General features: G+C 24.3%; 16 protein-coding genes and 2 tRNA genes. 6 read left to right on the plus strand and 12 right to left on the minus strand.

Annotated elements, in window-relative coordinates; translation table 11 throughout:
- Nucleotides 1-273 (plus strand): hypothetical protein (locus KQY27_RS01705; RefSeq protein WP_224424850.1); only part of this gene is annotated, 273 nt, incomplete at its 5' end.
- A 148-nt stretch (nucleotides 274-421) separates the two neighbouring features.
- Here the strand turns inward: KQY27_RS01705 and KQY27_RS01710 are convergent.
- Nucleotides 422-1,630 (minus strand): DUF116 domain-containing protein, encoded by a 1,209-nt coding sequence (locus tag KQY27_RS01710; RefSeq protein ID WP_224424851.1) that lies wholly within the window; start codon nucleotides 1,628-1,630, stop codon nucleotides 422-424.
- 107 nt (nucleotides 1,631-1,737) lie between these two features.
- Nucleotides 1,738-2,406 (minus strand): TetR/AcrR family transcriptional regulator, encoded by a 669-nt coding sequence (locus tag KQY27_RS01715; RefSeq protein ID WP_224424852.1) that lies wholly within the window; start codon nucleotides 2,404-2,406, stop codon nucleotides 1,738-1,740.
- A 255-nt stretch (nucleotides 2,407-2,661) separates the two neighbouring features.
- Between KQY27_RS01715 and KQY27_RS01720 the strand changes: the two genes are divergently transcribed.
- Nucleotides 2,662-6,033, plus strand: coding sequence for a DEAD/DEAH box helicase (locus KQY27_RS01720; RefSeq protein ID WP_224424853.1), 3,372 nt, complete (start codon nucleotides 2,662-2,664; stop codon nucleotides 6,031-6,033).
- An 83-nt stretch (nucleotides 6,034-6,116) separates the two neighbouring features.
- Here the strand turns inward: KQY27_RS01720 and KQY27_RS01725 are convergent, their stop codons facing one another.
- From KQY27_RS01725 to KQY27_RS01735, 3 genes are all read right to left on the minus strand, one after another.
- Nucleotides 6,117-6,338 (minus strand): TRAM domain-containing protein, encoded by a 222-nt coding sequence (locus KQY27_RS01725; RefSeq protein ID WP_224424854.1) that lies wholly within the window; start codon nucleotides 6,336-6,338, stop codon nucleotides 6,117-6,119.
- A gap of 228 nt (nucleotides 6,339-6,566) precedes the next feature.
- Nucleotides 6,567-6,824, minus strand: a complete 258-nt coding sequence (locus tag KQY27_RS01730; RefSeq protein ID WP_224424855.1) for a hypothetical protein — start codon at nucleotides 6,822-6,824, stop codon at nucleotides 6,567-6,569.
- A 389-nt stretch (nucleotides 6,825-7,213) separates the two neighbouring features.
- Entirely contained in the window at nucleotides 7,214-9,313 is a 2,100-nt protein-coding gene (locus KQY27_RS01735) for an Ig-like domain repeat protein (protein WP_224424856.1), read from the minus strand.
- 466 nt (nucleotides 9,314-9,779) lie between these two features.
- Here KQY27_RS01735 and KQY27_RS01740 point away from each other — a divergent pair, with 466 nt between their 5' ends.
- On the plus strand, nucleotides 9,780-10,031 hold the full coding sequence (locus tag KQY27_RS01740) for a hypothetical protein (protein ID WP_224424857.1): 252 nt from the start codon (nucleotides 9,780-9,782) through the stop codon (nucleotides 10,029-10,031).
- 45 nt (nucleotides 10,032-10,076) lie between these two features.
- Here KQY27_RS01740 and bsh read toward each other — a convergent pair whose 3' ends face one another.
- The 3 genes from bsh to KQY27_RS01755 all read right to left on the minus strand — a co-directional run bounded on the left by bsh (nucleotide 10,077) and on the right by KQY27_RS01755 (nucleotide 14,885).
- Complete coding sequence (gene bsh, locus KQY27_RS01745; protein WP_224424858.1) at nucleotides 10,077-11,054, minus strand: choloylglycine hydrolase; 978 nt, start codon at nucleotides 11,052-11,054, stop codon at nucleotides 10,077-10,079.
- A gap of 229 nt (nucleotides 11,055-11,283) precedes the next feature.
- Nucleotides 11,284-12,405 (minus strand): 5-amino-6-(D-ribitylamino)uracil--L-tyrosine 4-hydroxyphenyl transferase CofH, encoded by a 1,122-nt coding sequence (gene cofH / locus KQY27_RS01750; protein ID WP_224424859.1) that lies wholly within the window; start codon nucleotides 12,403-12,405, stop codon nucleotides 11,284-11,286.
- A 347-nt stretch (nucleotides 12,406-12,752) separates the two neighbouring features.
- On the minus strand, nucleotides 12,753-14,885 hold the full coding sequence (locus KQY27_RS01755) for a carboxypeptidase-like regulatory domain-containing protein (RefSeq protein WP_224424860.1): 2,133 nt from the start codon (nucleotides 14,883-14,885) through the stop codon (nucleotides 12,753-12,755).
- Between the two features lie 377 nt (nucleotides 14,886-15,262).
- Here KQY27_RS01755 and KQY27_RS01760 point away from each other — a divergent pair, with 377 nt between their 5' ends.
- A complete protein-coding gene (locus KQY27_RS01760) occupies nucleotides 15,263-15,733 on the plus strand; it encodes a hypothetical protein (protein WP_224424861.1) in 471 nt (156 codons plus the stop codon).
- A gap of 734 nt (nucleotides 15,734-16,467) precedes the next feature.
- Entirely contained in the window at nucleotides 16,468-16,920 is a 453-nt protein-coding gene (locus tag KQY27_RS01765; protein WP_224424862.1) for an SRPBCC domain-containing protein, read from the plus strand.
- A gap of 124 nt (nucleotides 16,921-17,044) precedes the next feature.
- On the opposite strand, the gene KQY27_RS01770 is transcribed toward KQY27_RS01765, so the two are convergent.
- The 3 genes from KQY27_RS01770 to KQY27_RS01780 form a co-directional block, all read right to left on the minus strand.
- Nucleotides 17,045-17,117 (minus strand) — tRNA-Phe (locus KQY27_RS01770).
- A gap of 3 nt (nucleotides 17,118-17,120) precedes the next feature.
- Nucleotides 17,121-17,192: transfer RNA gene (locus KQY27_RS01775), tRNA-Val, on the minus strand.
- A gap of 376 nt (nucleotides 17,193-17,568) precedes the next feature.
- Nucleotides 17,569-17,769: a histone family protein gene (locus KQY27_RS01780; RefSeq protein WP_042703508.1), complete on the minus strand. Its 201-nt coding sequence runs from the start codon at nucleotides 17,767-17,769 to the stop codon at nucleotides 17,569-17,571.
- 588 nt (nucleotides 17,770-18,357) lie between these two features.
- Here KQY27_RS01780 and cofH (KQY27_RS01785) point away from each other — a divergent pair.
- Nucleotides 18,358-19,473, plus strand: coding sequence for a 5-amino-6-(D-ribitylamino)uracil--L-tyrosine 4-hydroxyphenyl transferase CofH (cofH, locus tag KQY27_RS01785; RefSeq protein WP_224424863.1), 1,116 nt, complete (start codon nucleotides 18,358-18,360; stop codon nucleotides 19,471-19,473).
- A 223-nt stretch (nucleotides 19,474-19,696) separates the two neighbouring features.
- On the opposite strand, the gene KQY27_RS01790 is transcribed toward cofH (KQY27_RS01785), so the two are convergent.
- Nucleotides 19,697-20,272, minus strand: a 576-nt coding sequence (locus tag KQY27_RS01790; protein WP_224424864.1) for an Ig-like domain-containing protein, incomplete at its 5' end; no start/stop codon positions are given.

The raw sequence follows: 20,272 nt of genomic DNA on the forward strand, positions 1-20,272 counted from the left end.
AATAGCTTTGATGCTAGATTCAACAAAACATTTGATGTTACACTTAATACTAGTGGAAATATACTATACAGTTTTATAACTGACAATGAAATGGAAACAATAGAAGGTACAATTACAATAACTCCAAAACCACCTACACCAGAACCAAACAATAATAAAACAAGTAATGCAGTTAAATCAGCTACTATGAAAAAAACTGGAATACCAATAAATATGATTTTAATCATCTTATTAAGTGTTTTAGGAGCTTTAATAGGTAAAAAAAGATATTAAAAATTTTTCCATTTTTTTATTTTGAAGGAATATGAACCTATAATTCCTTCAAAACTTATTTTTTAATGAAATTTTTTAAATAATATATTAAAAAATAATATATTAGAAATAATATATTAGAAATAATATGTTAGAAAATCACAGATTATTAAAAAATTGTTGCTTCTAATTTATCAATATTAAAAATAGTCTCAACATCCTCAGGAGTCCAATGGTTTTTACAACCTACATAATCGAGGATTACACATTGAGGAGGAATTCCACAAGAAACGATTTTCCAACCTCCTTCAATAAGATTATTAATACATGCTACACCTACTATCCCTATTTTATTTTTAGCATCATTAGATAAATTAGATAAAATAGAAGATGTATGATTAACAATATAAACAGAATTATGATTATTATTAAATTGTTTACTTACCTTACCAATATTACAGTTATTATTACATCCCATACATTTTAATCCAATATCATCTTCAATAGCTAAGCAATTAGAACTTTGAATTTTCATACAAGAAGGTAATAAAATAATTATTTTTTCCCTATTTTTAAATTCTTTTTTGTATACTCTACTCATTATTTCTGCAGCAATTAAATTAATATGATATTCAAGCTCTGATCTATTACAAAAGATAATATCTTCATTATCAATGTGATTTTTAATGTATTTATTTCTAAAGCTATCAATATTTGGCGTATATATGTTCAATCTCTTTTTTCCAAAGTTTTCAAACCATTTTGTAAATTTAAGGAGGAGATTAAAGTAGTTAATAGAAGTTTTTTCGTTTTTTGATATTAAAAAATCTTTCCATATTTTTAGATGTTTTAAAGATTCCTTATAATCTCCAGTAGCTTCTAAATAATTTAATAGAAGGTTTAAACTTAAATTTAGATTTTTTATATTATAATCCTGTGTAAAATCATTAATTTTATTTTTATTATTTATATCATGAAGATATTTAGTAGCTAAATGACCTCTTATATCATCAATTTGATTTTTATAAGGAGAGTTGAGAATATCTTTTTTATTTCTTAAATTAGAAAGCTTAGATAAGATTTTTTGATTAAAAGGGTCTAATTTAATAGCTTCACGGATATAAAGCTTCCATAAAACACCCAAATATAAAGCTTCAAAGACATTTTCTTCTGGATAAGACCCAATATAAACATTATCAACAGGATTTTCAGCTAGATATAATTGAAAATCCGAAATTATTTCCCCAATATCTTCTTTAGCTTTGTTAAGAACAATATCAGTGAAATTTTTAATTACTAAATAATAATCATCCCTAGGATTATCTGGTTTAAGATTATATACAATCCTTTTATAATCAATATTTTTATCATCACTCATTTTATCATTAACCTATTTATTATTAACTAAATTATTATTAACTTAATTATGCTAACAAAATTATTATTAAACTAATTAGTATTAATCAAATTATTTCAAATTCATTATTAAATGTTCTTAGGTTCATTATTAGAATTATTAGAATTATTTTTAGACTTATCTATAGACATATAATTCAAAATGAACTTAAAATGATCTTCAATATCATTGAATATTGTATCTAAATCTAATTCAGATGGGTTATTAGGATATTTGATCACTACAGTTTCAAACATTTTAAACATACTGTAATTATAATAGCTTTCAGCGAGTTTCTTTGGATCTGCTTTTCTAATTATTTTTTTATCCATCAAATTTTGGAAAAGCAATGTCCAAAAATCAATTATTCCATAAACTAATTCTTTTAAAAAGAACTCTTTAATTTTATCATTATGATATAGTTCTATAAACATTAATCTTAAAATTTTAATCATTTCTACAGACTTAAACTGAGATTTAACCCCTTCTGATCCATAATGATACAACATCATAGGACTTTGACTTAAAAATTTTTCTTCATCTTCTTTTGTAATAGTTATTTTATTCATATTTTCCATAAAATATGTAAAAATTGATTCTAATATATCTTCTTTTTTAGAATAATGATAATAAATAGAAGCTTCTTTAATTCCAACTTCTCTAGCTATTTCTCTCATTGAAACATCATTGTATCCTTTTTTAGAAAACAAGTCTATAGCTACACTGAAAATTTTTTCTTTAGTATTATTTACATTCAAAATATTCACCTATCTAACACTCGATAGATATAATATATACCTCATAATATATAAACCTAACATATGATAGGTAAAATTTAGAAAAAATAATTTAATATAATATATTGAATATGATATATTGAATATGATGTATTGAAATTAGTAAAAAACCTCTGTAAACCCTCTAAATAATAAAAAAACTTTGTGTTTTTAAACCTATAAAAATAAAAAATTTTAAAAAATAACAAAAAACAATAAAAGTAATAAAAGATAAAAATGAAAAGCATGGATTTTTGTAAAAATTGTGGATTGATTAAATCAAAATGTACATGCAATAAGAAATATTCTAATAATGAATCTAAAATTGTTAGATTTTATCATAAAAATGAGAAATTATCCACAGCATGGATTCGGAATGATAAAATAAAAGATAGGAAAGGTCAAGAATTTCTTTGTGATAGTTGTAACCATCCCTTAATTTATAGTAAAAACAAAATTTTTTGCCCTGAATGTGATAAAGAGTTTGTTTTATATAAAAAATTTTTCGATGAAAAATCAAATAAATCGAGTAAATCAAAAATTAAAAATATAAATAATGTTTTGGGTTTTAAACAAAGTAATCCATTATCTTTTGAAAATTCTAAATATCAGAGTAATTTAGGTCAATTCAATGCAAATATTTTTAAAAAATTAAAACCTGTGGATTTTTCTAATGTTCCTAATTTATTTGAAGATGTTTTTTTATTATTAACATCTAATCCTCAATTTTATAAAGAAAATTTTAAATTAATACTAAAAGATTTTTATAAAGATATTTCAAGTTTTAGTGAGAATATTTCAAAGAAAAATAATAATAATAATAATAATAGCTTTAAAAATGTTAATCCTGATGATTGGAGTGAATTTGTAGTTAACATTGATGCTAATTATTCTATTTCAAATATTATTTTAAATAATAATGGTAATGATAATTCTAATAATCCATTCAATAAAAATAACGAAAATAATAAGAATAATAAGAATAATGAGAATAATGAGAATAATAAAAGTAACTATGAAGAAGTTCTTTTAAAATTCTTACTTGAAAATAACTCGAAAAATTCTAACTATAATCTTCAATTTTGGTCTTTAATAGCTAAATTCACATTATCCTTAATTAAGAATTATGCTTTTATTCCAGAAATTTTAGAGCTTGATTATAAAAAATTCCATATAAGGTGGATTCCAGCTATTTTTAATCAAATTGTAGCTTGTACTTGTGAAAAATTTCTTGAAAGCTGTCCTGATGACTTGATTGTTTTTAATGGTTCTAAAATTAGTAAAAAAGAACAGATATTAACCTCAATAAGCCTTCTATTTGCAGGACTTATAGAACTATTTAAAAAATCAAAGAAAACAAACAATAATTCAATTCTAAACTTAAAATCAAATAATAAAAATAATTTATCTGTTTTAAATGTTCTAAATTTATTCTTAAATGAAAATGTTCATTTAGAAAATAAAGAACTTTTAATTTATGATTGGATTTCAAATTTTTATAATAAAAAACGGATTTATAATTTAGGTTTAGTTATTGAAAACTTTAATGATGAATTTTATATCGAACTTATAGCTAAATATGGCGATTTATCCCAAAGCATTGAAGATTTAATTAGAACAGATAATAAAACAGTGAAAAAGCAATTGCATACAGATATTGATTTAATAAAAGAAGTTATACCTGAAATTGATGATGGTTTACACTTGAAAAAACTAAATATAAATTTTAACATAGAAGATCTATCGGATTTTTTAGAAAAAATAGAACCATTATCTAAAATACTTGGAATTCAAATTCTTTTCCCAAATGATTTGAAAAATGTTTTTAAACCAGAATTAATCCTAAATTTTGAAGAAAATACAAAAGATAAAGTAGAATTTTTTTCTTTAGAAGACATGATTAGCTTTGATTGGAAAATTGCAGTAGGTTCTAAAAATTATACTAAAGATGAATTTAACAAATTATTAAATAAGTCTGAAAATTTAATTAAAAAGAATTATAATTTAAATCTTTTAGATGAAAAAGCATTTTTATCCTCTCTTAAAAAAATGGATGATGCTCCTAAAAAATTAAATCGAAATGAATTATTACAAGGGTTGCTTAGTTCTAGACTTGATGATGTTAATGTCAATGTTGATGCCTCTTTAGATAATGTAATAGCTAAGATTAAAAATTACAAAAAAGTTAAAATTCCAAGTTCATTAAATGCGAAGTTAAGACATTATCAAGCTAATGGTTATTATTGGTTAGTTCAAAATATACAGCTTGGATTTGGAAGTATTTTAGCAGATGATATGGGGCTTGGAAAAACAATACAAGTTTTAACAACCATATTACACCTAAAAGAAAATAACTATTTAGATGAGGGAAAAGTATTAGTTGTTGTTCCAACTAGTTTATTGTTCAATTGGGAAAAAGAAATAGAGATGTTTACTCCTAATTTAAAGTCATTTATTTATCATGGGCAAAATAGAAGATTTCCTGAATATGATTATGATATTATTTTAACTTCATATGGAGTTTTAAGACGTGATTTAGAAATTTTTAAAAATGAAAATTGGTTTTTAAATGTAATTGATGAAGCTCAAAATATTAAAAATCCTAATGCAAAGCAAACAAAAGCTATAAAATCTGTTAGATCAAAGCATAAAATAGCTTTAACTGGTACTCCTGTTGAAAATAGATTACTTGAATATTGGAGTATTTTTGATTTTACAAATAAAGGTTATCTATATTCTTCAAAAAAATTTAAACGAAAATATATAAATCCAATTGAAAAAGGTAGAGATAAAGAAATCTTAAATAATTTCAAAGAAATTACAAGTCCATTTATTTTAAGAAGATTGAAAAATGATAAAAAAATAATAAATGATCTTCCAGATAAAAATATTAATGATATTTATTGTAATTTAACTTTAGAACAAGCTGCATTATATCAAAAAACTTTAGATTTATCCCTAAAAGAAATTTCTTATGAACATGGAATAGGTCGAAAGGGTTTAATTTTTAGATTAATTAATTCTCTAAAACAAATTTGTAATCATCCATCACAATTTAATAAAAGTAAAATAGTTAAAGCAAGTGATTCTGGGAAAATGGAAACCTTAATTGAAATTCTTAAAAATATTAATGAAGTAGGTGAGAAAACTTTGATTTTTACCCAATATGTCCAAATGGGTAAGATAATGAAAAAAGTTTTAGAAGAGAAATTCAATGAGGAAATATTATTTTTACATGGTTCCTTATCAAGAGAAGAACGGAATGATATGATTAATGAATTTCAAAATAATCCTAAAAAGAAGATTTTTATTTTATCTTTAAAAGTAGGGGGAATAGGATTAAATTTAACAGCTGCTCAAAATGTTATACATTATGATTTATGGTGGAATCCTGCTGTTGAAAATCAAGCTACTGATAGAGTTTATAGAATAGGGCAAAAAGAAAATATAATGGTTTATAGATTAATTACTTCAGGAACATTCGAAGAACAGATTAATGAATTACTTAAGAAAAAAGAAGAGCTATTTGAAATGACTATTAGTAGTGGAGAGAAATTTTTAACTGAAATGACAAACAATGAACTAAAAGATATGTTTACTTTAAGATAATTTTCAGTGAAATAAAAAAATAGAAAATAGAAAAAAGAAAAAAATGAAAAATAAGAAAAAAAATGAATAATAAAAAATAATTATTATTCTACTAATTCAGCAAATCCAAGGTTTCTTTTAGTTGCAGTAACTTTTATTTTAACTTCCTGACCTTTTTTAGCACCAGGGACAAAAAGAATGTATCCTTCTACTTTAGCTATCCCATCGCCAGATTTACCAGTATCTTCTATTTTGACATCATATTCTTCTCCAACATTCACAGGAGCACTATTATAACTATTATTCCGATTATTTCTTTCAAACATTGTAAAAACACTTCCATTTTAATAATATATATTTAGCAAAAAATTAGTTAATAAAAAAAAGATTATTGAAATATCTCTTCAAAAAAAAATCAGCGCAAAAAATACTAAAAAATTATAGTAATTCATATACAATGTTAACTTTGAGAAAAAAATAATAAACCTATTAAATACCATTCTAAAAATTGCAATTATTAATTATATCTTTCAAAGTATATATAATAATCTTTTTTATTTTTTAAAATTACAAATAAATTTTATATATCCATCATCAACATTAAAAATCTTACAATTACAAAATAATTTTTCATCACAAATAATATTAAATTTCAAACCATGCTGATGGATTTCATTTATTTCTTCTCTTGTAAGCCCAACACTGTGCAAAATTCCAGTAAATTCCAAGTTTTTAGAATCTGAAACATCGCTCAATAATGCATCAACTTTTTTACCACTTCTTTCCATTATTAAACTAACAGCTTTCAACATATCAAATCATCACTTATACTAGTATGTATTAAGATGATAATAAAACCCTCTTATTAACCATGAAAAATTTAAAATCTCAAAAAATTATCTTAAAAATAAAATTAAACACCGATTCTATGACTAATTTATACTTTAACCTCAAAATCAAAGGTTTAAATCCCTCCAATTCCATCTAATATTTTAAGAGAAAGAAATAAGAATATAATCATATAAATAGCAAATAATAAAAAACATATTTATTAATTTTTTTAAAAGAAATTATTAGAAAATAAACTATAAAGTAATTAATATATTATTAATAATTTAAAATAAAAAAATAGAAAATAAAAAATAAAAGAATAAAGAATAAAAAATAAAAATAAAATAAAAAAATTAAAAATCCTTTAAAATTACTTCTTACGAGCTATGAAACCTAAACTAAGTAAAAATACTAGTAATACAGCTATTATTGGAATTCCAGTATCTTTCATTGATGCATGAACATCTGAATTGTTACTTGATTCGTTTTTATTAGTGGTATTGTTAGGTTCTGGTATCGTACTATTTTTCACAAATACTAACACACTATTACTTGAAGGCAAATAAAGCTCATCTCCCAAATAATTTGCAGAAATATTCAACTCTCCCACTTTAGTTGGAGTATACATCAAACTATATCTACCAAAATTATCAGTCACGACAGTATATTGTTTGTTATCAATAGTTATAATTACTGTTGCGTTTTTTATTGGGTTATTGTTTTTATCAGTTAAAATACCAGTGATATTAAACGGTTTGTTTACTGTATTATTTTTTGGTGCATTTACTGTTATACTGGTTTCTATTTTATTAATTAATAAACCATTTTTTGTATTGATTGTGGTATATACACCATCATAGTTTCCAGTTACAGGAAGTTTTCCAGATTGATTAACTGTATAAGTTACATTTGCTTTTCCTTCAATAGCACTTACAATTGCAATTAAATTTCCATTAACATAAAATGATATATTTCCGCCAGTAACTAGATTTCCCATATCATCAGTTAAATTAGCATATAACAAAATAGTATCTCCAGTTTGAACAATAATTGTAGAGTTATCAATGAATGTTAAATTTAAAACACTCATGTTACCATTATTATAAATTTCATTACCTAATATTGTTGCAGTATTACCATCCATAGGATTGCCACTTACCAACATACTACCATTATTATAAATACCTCCACCATAGCCTGCCTGATTATCATTAAAACTAGAATTAGACACAGATACATTAGAACAATTATTGAATATTGCACCACCATTATTTGTTGCTTTGTTGTTTATGAATATAGAACCAACTACAATTGTATTATTACCTCTAAGTATATTATAGATTGCACCACCACTACCAGTTGCAGTGTTATTTATGAAACTAGAATTAATCACACTGAGATTAAGAGCATTATTAAATATTGCACCTCCATGAGAAGTCGCATTGTTACCTGTAAAACTAGAATTAATTATATTCATATAAAAACCATCATTGTAAATTGCACCACCAAGAGAATTTGCAGTATTATTTGTAAAACTAGAATTAATCACAGTATCATTAACACCATCACTGATGATTGCACCACCATAAAAAGCTGCATTGTTACCTGTAAAACTAGAATTAGCTATAATCATATTATCACCATTATTTGCAATAGCACCACCAAGAATAGTTCCATTGTTATGTGTAAAAGTAGAATTAATAACACTCATATTATCGCCATCATTGTCAATTGCACCACCATCCCCAGTGTTATTTGTGAAACTAGAATTAATCACAGTAAAATTAACACCATCATTGAGGATTCCACCCCCAATAAAATTTCCATAGTTATCTTGAAAACTAGAATTAGCTACAAACATATTATCGCCAGTATTTGCAATAGCACCACCAAAACCTCCAGTGTTATTTGTGAAACTAGAATTAGTCACAGACATATTAGCACCACCATCACTGTAGATTGCACCACCATAAGAATTTGCATCATTATTTGTGAAACTAGAATTAGTCACAGACATATTAGCACCACCATTATTATAGATTGCACCACCACTACTAGTTGCAGTGTTATTTGTGAATATACAATTGATAAATGTTAGTTGTGATTGGTTGTTGTAGATTGCACCACCAGTGAATTTAAATCCGTTTGTGAATGTGATATTAATAAATGTAATTTTTAAACCATTAGCTGTTGTAAATATGTTGTTTAGATTTTGAGCATCAATAATAGTATTTTCGGGAGAATCTGAACCCTGTATAGTTATATTTTTGTTAATAGTTATGCCCCGATCAGTACTTTTGTTATAAGTTCCATTTTCTAGAAATAATGTGTCTCCATCACCAGTATCAACAATACCTTGATCAATACCTCCAGAAGTTGTAGGATTTATTGTGTTATTAGCTGCACTCACTATTGATAAACTTAATACAAATAATAATGCCATTATTGTAAAAATAGTAAATCTTCTCAAACTTAATCTTTCGATTTTTTCACCTCCTTTTTACATTTTTCATATTAAGTTATTACTATAACAAAATATATAGATATATTAATAATATTCTGGTATTACTATTATTTATTAATCATAAAATAAAAAAAGTTATTATCAAAACAAAATATCTAATTATATTAATAATATTCTAGTGTTGATATATTTATTAATCATAAAATAAAAAAAGTTATTAATAAAACAAAATATCCAAATATATTAATAATATTCTAGTATTACTATTGTTTATTAATCATTAGATATAAATGTTTCGGATCATTATCAATATTCATTATTTTTTATTTACAAAATTAAAATTCAAGATTACAATTAAAAGATTATCTCTATAAATTGTTTAGATTAATAAACGGTATTTTATCAAGTATTGGAATTAGTATTTTAATAATTTAAATAATTAATATAATACTAGTTAAAATTAGTAAAATAAATGCGTGGATCGGACTTAAATCAGCGCCATTTAAATATTCATTCTAGCTTTTTCCTAACTGAAATACCATTACTAGATGAAAAAGATTCAAATCTGATTAAATCCATCTTCAAAGAGATATATACTCCTAGGACACTTATTTTATTTTCTAAAAAAATTGAATATTTAGAAATCAAATTAATAAAAAAATCAGTGAAAATACATACTTATTCTATTATTAATCACTTAATACATACTTATTATTTCACTTAATATGCATATTATTTTAATATTAAATAATTTTCCATGAAAGAAAATTTAATTAATGAAGTTGAATTGTTCTTCATTAATTAATAAATAATTTATTAATTCATTTGAGTCTAAATCTTCCTTATTTAAATCAACAGATGTTATTTGTGAGTTATTATATGTTTTATAATACAAAATACCTTTGTTAGTATTATAACATGAGGTGTAAATTGTATATTCATATAAATTAGGTTCATCTATAAATGTACAACCTTTTTGTTGTTCAACTGAACCTAAAATATGGAAAAACTGTGAAACACTACTTGCTTCATCAAATTCAGAATAGGAATTTGCTCTAGTGAATGCTACTTTTGCAAATCTAGAAGCTGATGATAAATCACCAGGTAAACCTATTGCACCCATACCTCTTGAATAATCAAATAATTTAATATTTCCACCAAAAGTATTTTGAGGATTTTTATTTGAAAGAGAAATATAATTATTTAAATAAAATAATTGTTTATCAAATGGAGGATTATTAGTTAAAACACCTATAGGATTATAATAAATTTTCAAACCATCATTTAAGGGTTCAACAACAATAGCTCCTGAATCATCTGAAATCATCCAGTGGAGAGGAGATAATGGAAGTTCATCAGAAAAATTGATATTAACTAAATTAATATCACTTAACAATTCTTCTGCTTCATTAAGATTAGCAGCTTTTCCAAGTAAATATGGAATAAATTCAAAAGGAGTTAAATTAATCTTTCCATCTTCATATTCTCTGTAAACTGCATTATCTGGAAAGTTTAAACCAGCAATACTTAATCCTTTTTCATTACAAGCATCATAATATAAAGGATATGAATCAATACCCGCAGCAATTCCAATAATTGCATGATGAGAATCAATATCCTCAATTTTTCTAAATTTAAATTTATAATTACGAGGAGTTATTGTTACTCTTTCATTATATGAGATTTCATAATCAAAATTACGACCAAAATAATGGTCATCAGTTAAATAATTACTTGCTGTACACATAAATAAACACCATTTTTATAAGAAATTATAATACTTAAAAGCTCTTGATTGCATATTATTACATCGAATTTATCATTATTTCTTCATTTAAAAAATCAGCTTGAATAATTGTACATTAGTTTATTTTTTAATTAAATCATATTTAATTAAATCATTTTTAATTAAATCATATTTATTATTTTTAAACCTTTTAAATATTTCATCATGTATACTTATTCTATTGTTTCACTTAATAAGTAATAGGATAAAATTCCGTATATTTAGAATTTCTTTCAATAGGCCTTCTATCAATATTTTTAACAATATTACATAGATTTTCAATAGAAGTATCAACACCATCTGGAGCTCCTGAAGCTTCAGATAATTCGTCACCACCTAATGTACCTCCTAAATCATTGGCTCCTGCTGTTAAAGATATTTGAGCAAATCTAAAACCCATTTTGACCCAAGACACCTGTATGTTAGGAATTAAATCTCTAAACATTAATCTAGATACTGCATATAATTTTAAATCTTCTGTACCTGTTGCACCTAAATTTTTCTCACCTTGATTAAAGATTGGAGAGTATTCATACATAAAAGTCATAGGAATAAATTCAGTAAATCCTTTAGTTTCTAATTGAATATTTCTTAAAATATCTAAATGCTCAATACGTTCTTGGATATTTTCTACATGCCCATACATCATTGTAGCTGAACTTGGAATCCCAATATTATGAGCAGATTTTACAATATCTATCCACTTTGAAACATTTACTTTTGAAGGACAAATTAAATTCCTTGACCTATCTGTTAAAATTTCTGCTGCAGTTCCAGGTAAAGTGTCTAATCCAGCTTTTTTTAAGGCTTTAAATGAATCATCAATATTCATTTCAGATTTTAAAGCAGCATCATAAATCATAGTTGGGGAAAAACCATGGATTAAAACATTTGGAAATTCATTTTTTAATAATTTAAGTAAATCTTCATAATATTCAATATCTGCATCAGGAAGAACACCACCCATTAGACAAAACTCTCTAGCTCCATTTTCTACAGCTTGAGAAGCTTTTTTTAATATTTCATCATCATTTAAAATATAAGCATCTGAATCTTCCATATCACGTGCAAAAGCACAAAAACCACATTTAACAGTGCAAACATTGGTAAAATTGATATTACAATTATTAATAAAAGTTACATCATCACCAACTATTTCTTTTCTTAAATAATCAGCTGTTGCAATTAAAGCAAACAAATCAGAACCATTAACATTTATTAAATGGTTTGCATCTTCTTTAGAAAGAGGTTCATCAAGAGATTTTTCTAAAATTTTTTGGGTTTTAAGAGAAATATGCAGTTTATCGAACATATTATATCACTTTATCATTAATATTAATAAAAATTAATAAAATTTAATATAATTAATATAATTAATATAGTTAATATAATTAATATAATTATATATTCTTTTAGAATAGGAATAAATATTATTTAATATAATATTCAAGTATTTAAATATGCTAGTTTTGGACATTCCCTTATTTTGAGTTGGATTTTAAATAACAGCGAAAAAGAGTGATAAATAGTTATAAATAGTTATAAAAAATACCGAAATCAAACTAAAAACCTTAAATAAATAATTAAAAAATTATAATAAAATGAGTAATTAAAAAAAATAAAAAAATTAGGATAAAAAAATAAATTATCCTTTAAAAATTATAATTTCCTTCTAGCAATTAAACCTAAACTAACTAATAAAACTAATAAAATAGCTACTAATGGCATTCCTGTATTTTTCATAGATGCATAAACATCTGAATTGTCACTTGAATTATTTTCATCAAAAATATTATTAATATTATTAATATTGTTATCATAATCAGTATTAGCATTACTATTATTATTACTATTATTATTATTATTATTATTAGGTTCTGGTATCGTACTATTTTCCACAAATACTAACAAACTATTACTTGAAGATGAATAAATTTCATCTCCTGAATAATTTAGTGAAATATTTAATTGTCCTGTTTTAGTTGGGGTATAACTCAAACTATACCTACCAAAATTATCACTAACAACAACATAATCCACATTATCAATAGTTATGGTCACTGTTACGTTTCTTATTGGATTATTGTTTTTATCAGTTACTGTGCCTGTAATATTAAACGGTTTATTCAATGTATTATTTTTTGGTGCATCAACTGAAATATTAGTTTTTATTTTATCACTTAATAAACCATTTTTTATATTGATAGTATTATATATGCCCCCATATATAGTACCATAGTTTCCAGTTACAGGAAGTTCACCAGATTGATTAACTGTATAAGTTACATTGGCTTTTCCTTCAACCACATTTAAATTTGCAATGAAAATTCCATTAACATAAAATGATATATTTCCTCCAGTAATAAGATTTCCCATATCATCAGTTAAGGTAACATACATAGAAATAATGTCTCCATTTTTAACAATCCATGTAGAATTATCAATGAAAGTTAAATTTAAAACACTCATATTACCAGTATTATAAATTTCATTACCCAAACTTCTTGCAATATTACCCTCTATAGAATTACCACTTACAAACATAGTACCGTCATTATAAATACCGCCACCATAATCTGCTTGGTTATTATTAAAACTAGAATTAGACACATTTATATTAGAATTATTATTGTAGATTGCACCACCATAATCCGCAGTATTACTAATGAAGCTAGAATTTGTAGTATTTAACGTTGCATTATTATATATTGCCCCACCATAATAATTAGCTTTATTATCTGTAAAGTTAGATGATTCAATACTCATAGAAACATTAATATTATAATTAGTTAAATTTTTAATTTCTGGTATATATAAAGCTCCACCATCATTTGCAGTATTATCTTGGAATTTTGATTGAGTTATATTTAGATTATTTCCATAGTTAAATATGGCTCCACCATAGGTAGCAGTATTGTTATAAAAATTAGAACTTTTTACATAGAAAGATCCTGTTTGTGGTGCTCCTACGTATTTAAATTGAGCAGCTATTGCTCCACCATAAGTTGCATTATTGTTTCTAAAAGTTGAGTTGATTATATCAAAAATACCACCAGATAGATATATTGCTCCACCATAAGTTGCATTATTATTTTCAAACAAACTATCTTTTATCATTCCTTTTCCAGCAATTGCACCTCCATTTTCAGCAGTATTATTAATGAAAGTACAACCATTAATATTCATTTCCCCAGAATAATCATCATTATAAATCGCTCCACCATTATTTGCAATATTATTTATAAATGTAGAATTGAAAATATATGCAAATCCACTATTTTTTATACTTCCTCCAAAATTTGCTTCATTATTAGAAAATATAGTGTTATAAACATATAAAGTAGAACCATAAATACTATTTATGGCTCCGGCATTGTGTCCTTCATTGTTTAGGAATGTACAATTTATTAATGTTAAACTTCCACTATTTTCTACCATTCCATTGAAATTCCATCCAGCATTCTTTATTATTAGGTTAATTAATGTTAAATTTCCATTATTTTGGATATAATTTGAAATTTTTTCATAGTCTAATGTTGATTTTTTATTTGGATCTTTACTTTGAATTGTAATGTTTTTACTTGAATTCACTATAAGTTTTGTGTTATTTTCACCAGCATATGTTTTATTTTCAAGATTAATTACACCATTATCAATACTATCAATAGCATCTTGAATACTTCCAGAATTTGTTACATTAACTGATTCAACTGCTGAAATTGAGCCAATCGACACGATTAATGTGATTAACATTAATAATATTAATATTAACTTTTTATTTATTATTTTCATTTTTAATATTCACTCCCCTTTAATATATTTTTCATTACCTAAATTTTTAGGCAAGGCTAAAAATTAATTCTATTTGAATTAATTTTTCCTACTTAATAACTTTAAAGTTGTTAAGTAGTAATATCAAGGTTTAATCGACATAATATTTAAATAATATTGATTATCTAATTCTATTTTGCACAAATAATATTTAAAAGTTAGTTAAATACAAAAAATCCGTATAATTCAAAACAAAATAAGAAAATATTTAAAAAATAGAAGATATACATACATTACACAATTTCACAATAAAATAATAATCAAATTATTTTAAAAGCTATATTTATATGATTATTTGCTAAATATAGAAGTATACAACTTAATATAAGGGATTAAAAATGGAAAATAAATATTTAATTTTAATAATCATTGGAATATTCATTTCTAGTATATTTGCTTTTGGTTCAAGTTTTTATCTCATTGATGAACATCCATTAATGAAAAATATGACTTTTGATGAAATCAATGTTAGTGTTCCAGCAGAAACATTATTCAATATTAATCCAGGAACCAACACATATTCAGGAGGAAGTGGAGAAGCAATATGGATAACACCATATAATTCTAAAAATAGTACTTACAAAAATATTGAAGAATTTTTTTCATCTTATAATAAAGATAGGGATGTCTCTGAAATAAAAATAAAAGACCTTAACAACAATTCAAAAGTATATATTTTGAATGATGATAAAAATTACACAATAATAATGGTTAGCAATAATAAAAAAGATATGGGCATGATAATTGAAACAAGTAGTAACAGAAATTTAATAATGCAAATGGCAAATAGTATTATTTTCCCAAATTAATAAAAAAAAGCTATTAAAAATAATTAAAACATTCTAAAAAAGAATGCCGTGGGCCGGACTTGAACAAGATGATTTAAGAATACATTTAGATAATTAAATTACAATCTTACGTTTAATTAATAACAAATTAGCAATTAAGAATTATTTTTAATTTATAAAAAATTCATTTCTACAAAATCCCTCATTCTTCATCGAAATTAATTTTTAAATACAAATTATTAAAAATATAAGATTCTTGATATTAAAATTACTATATTATATTATTAATTAAATATCTTTTTCAAATGAATATAATATTTTGAATGTTTAATTAATATAAAACACATAAATAATACCATAAAATATTAAATAAAAAATAATAATTATAAAATATTAAAATAAGTATAACATAATAATTTTTTAAACATCAATACTTAAGTCTTATATTATTGATTTTGAAACATCAAAATCTATATTATGAAGGAGGAATTAGTTTTGATAAAGTTATCGGATTTTTGAAAAGAAATTGAAATTTAATATTAAATTAAGAACTAAATTTTTTATAAGATATTATGAGGTAAATAATAAAACAAGAAAAATTGAATGTTACTAAAAGAAGGAACAACATTAACATTTCAGTATGGTTTTGTAATTAGTTAAATAATTCTGATTGGATAGGATACTAATATATAAAGAAAACAAAGAATTTATCTAAATTATATAAATTAATTTTAAAATATAGGATGAAATTATATTTGAATGGAGGAAAAATTATGGAAAAAATATATTTGTCAGTCATTATAAACGCACCAAAAGAAAAAGTTTGGGATATAATGTTAGGTAAGGATACTTATCCATTATGGACCGATGTATTTATGCCTGGTTCTTATTACATTGGGGATTGGAGTGAAGGAAGTAAAATTCTTTTCCTTGCACCTGATGAAAAAGGAAAGACAAGTGGAATGGTAAGTAAAATAAAAGAAAACAGACCATATGAATATATTTCCATTGAACATAGAGGCGAGATAGAGGATGGAAAAGAAAAAGAAGCTGAATGGACAGGTATGTTTGAAAATTATACATTCAAGGAAATAAACAGTGCCACAGAAGTTTCAATTGATATGGATGTAGTTGAAGAATTTAAGGAAATGATGCAAGACATGTGGTTAAAAGCACTGCAAAAACTCAAAGAATTAGCAGAAAAATAGAAATTGGAAAATAAAAAATAGCTAAAAAGAATATCAAAAAAAAGTGATAAATATTTTTAAAGTATTTTTAAATAAATAGTGATAAACTAATAAAAACATTTGGGAAAAATAAGTAAAAAAAGAATGCCGTGGGCCGGACTTGAACCAGCGACATCTAGATCTTCAGTCTAGCGTTCTCCCAACTGAACTACCACGGCAAATGGGCCGAACGAGATTCGAACTCGTGATCACCGCCATGTCAAGGCGGTATCATACCCCTAGACCACCGGCCCTATACCTTGTTTAGATTTAGTTTAATTCATATATAACCTTTTCTATTTTTTATTTTCAAAAGTTAAAAAAAAATCTATTATTTTTTCTATTTTTAAAAATTTTATTTTCATAAGGTATAAGAATATTATAAATCTTCAATAAATACAATAAATACTTGAATAAATATTGTAATTAATACTAATTTCTCAAAAGCGAAAAGTTAGTTAATCCTTTCTAATATAGGTAAGGATGGACAGGTTATAAAGTAGTAAATACTCTTAAAAATATATAAAGAGTAATAATTAAAAATTTTAAAGTATAAAATTAGTTAGCTGTATAAAAATACTGCTAAAAAAAAAGAAAATTGGCCAGAGTCGGCCAATAGTCAAAACCTACTTATTTAATAGCTAATTTTATATCTTCAGCTTTTACAGTTTTTCTACCGGCATGGCGAGCGTAGCTAACAGCACTTTTAGCTAATGCTTCACCTTGTTCTTCTAGTGCTTCTGCTAATGCAATTTTTGCGTCATCACTAATTCTTTGTGCACCGGCATTTTTTAATATACGACCTACAGGTGCGATTGGTAATTCACTCATATTTTCACCTCCAATTTAAAGTTGTACTACTTACTATATAAATGTGTCGATTTTAGACTAATAATAACTAAGTATATTTTGAAAATAATCTTATGTATATTACAATAATTCAATTAAAAATTAATAAACCGAAGTTATTAAAATTAGACATATACTATTCTGAAATTGAAAAAATAAATGATATTAACTACTAAAAAATCATTGTATTAATTCCGTTTAAAATCCTTTATTTAGAAAAAATAAGATATAATTGTGTTTATCGTGAAAAAATAAGGTTAATAATGCTTATAAAAAAATTCAATGAAAATTATAGTGAAACAATGAAATTAACTTATAAATAGCTGATAAATGTTAAAACTAAAATAAACAGTCCAATAAAACGAATGAAAGATTCATTTAAAAGATTTGAATCTTTAAAAATTATGAAGAAATAATTTAGGTAAAAATAAGAAAGAAATATAAAATAATATTTAAAAACTTTGAAAATTTTATTAATAAATTAAATAATAAAAAATATTTTAATTTATTATTATTTTATAGAAATCATGAATAGAAACTTTTAATATTATGATATAATAATATAAAAATATGTTTTCCAAGCTAAATATAAGTGAAAAAACAGGACAAATCTTAGAAAAAAGTATTGATGAAGCAATATCTTATGATGATGCAGTGCATTTAATGAATGTGAAAGGAAAAGACATTAATGCATTGATAGCTACTGCTGATTTAGTAAGAGAAAATATCGTTGGGAATAATGTAACTTTTATTGATAATTGGAATATTAACTTCACGAATATATGTAGTGGAACTTGTGGTTTCTGTGCATTCAAAAGAAATGAAGGAGATAATGATTCTTTCTTTATAAGTATTGATAAACTTGTAGATATAGCTAAAGAAGTTCATAAAAATGGTGCAAAAGAATTATGTATCCAAGGTGGACTTCATGAAGATGTTGATGCATACTTTTATGAAGATATAGTTAAAAGTATAAAAGCAGAATGTCCTGATGTACATTTACATGCATTTTCACCAATGGAAATATATTATGGATCTAAGAAAGCTGGAATTTCAGTAGAAGAAACATTAAAAATGTTAAAGCGAGCAGGGCTTGGAAGTATGCCTGGAACAGCTGCTGAAATTTTAGTTGATGATGTTAGAAAAGTCATATGTAATGGAAAACTCACAGTTAGTGAATGGGAAGATGTAGTTAAGACTGCTCATAAAGTTGGAGTTAGAACAACTTGTACTATGATGTATGGACATGTAGAAACTTTTGAAGATAGAGTAAAACACATGGACATTCTTAGAAATATTCAAAAAGAAACTGGAGGGTTTACAGAGTTTGTACCTCTTACATTTATGCATGAAAAAGCTCCAATATATAAAACAGGAAAATCAAATCCTGGAGCAACAGGAGTCCAGGATCTTAAAGTTTATGCAATAGCTAGACTAATGTTTCAAGACCTTATTCCAAACATACAAGTTTCATGGGTTAAATTAGGATTTAAATTCGCTCAAACTGGACTTTTAACTGGAGCTAATGACATGGGTGGAACTCTTGGAGAAGAAAACATATCTAAATCAGCTGGAGCTTCACATGGAGTCAGAACAGAAACTGGAGCCTTAAAAGAAATTATTAAAGATATTGGGAGAACTCCTGCTTTAAGAGATACTTTATATGAGAATATAAAGCCACTATAAGAACATATACTATATTATTAATTACTATTTTTAGATATAAACGAATTATATTGTATAATATTATATTTTATTTTATATTCTTAATTTTATTTTTAAATATAAAATATATAAATATAAAAAAATTCTTTAAAAAAAATAAGTCTTAAAAAATAAAATAAAATTAAAACTCTTAAAAAAAATGAATCAAATTTAAGAGTTTTATAAAAAATTATATATTTTTTGTTTAATGTTTTAAGCTAATTGATTTTTTATTGTTTGTGTATATGATTTCTTTGTTTTTGTTTTTTGGATCTAAAGTGTAATAAGCTATGCAGTATCTGTGTTTAGTTCTATCTGGGTAATAGTCAACAATTAATGATATTTTTTTACCTGGAGCAATTGATTTTACTTTGAAATTTTTAGCTTTAATTTTTATCCCTTTTCTAATATGGAAAATAGATAAAGTTGTAGGTTTAGATTTTAAGCTTCCTTTGTTAATTATTGTAACTTTGTATTTAGGATTCTGTTTGTTAGATGATTTTACTTTTTTAATAGAAACGAGAGCTAAATCAGTTTTAGAAACGACTTTTTGAATTTTTGAAACAACTAGAGAGTTGTAGTTGCTGTCTCCTTGGAATTTCACAGAAAACTTATGATTTCCACCTTTCAAACCAGCTACTTTGAAGACAGCTATTCCTTTATTATTTGTAGTTGCTGTATAAGTTCTCTTGTTAATAGTTAATGAAATCTTTTTACCTTTCAATATGTTTCCATCAGTATCTTTTAAAGTTACCTTTATGTTTGTTTTTTCACCTTGATT

The organism is Methanobrevibacter sp. TMH8 (assembly GCF_020148105.1).
Taxonomy (GTDB): Archaea; Methanobacteriota; Methanobacteria; order Methanobacteriales; family Methanobacteriaceae; genus Methanobinarius.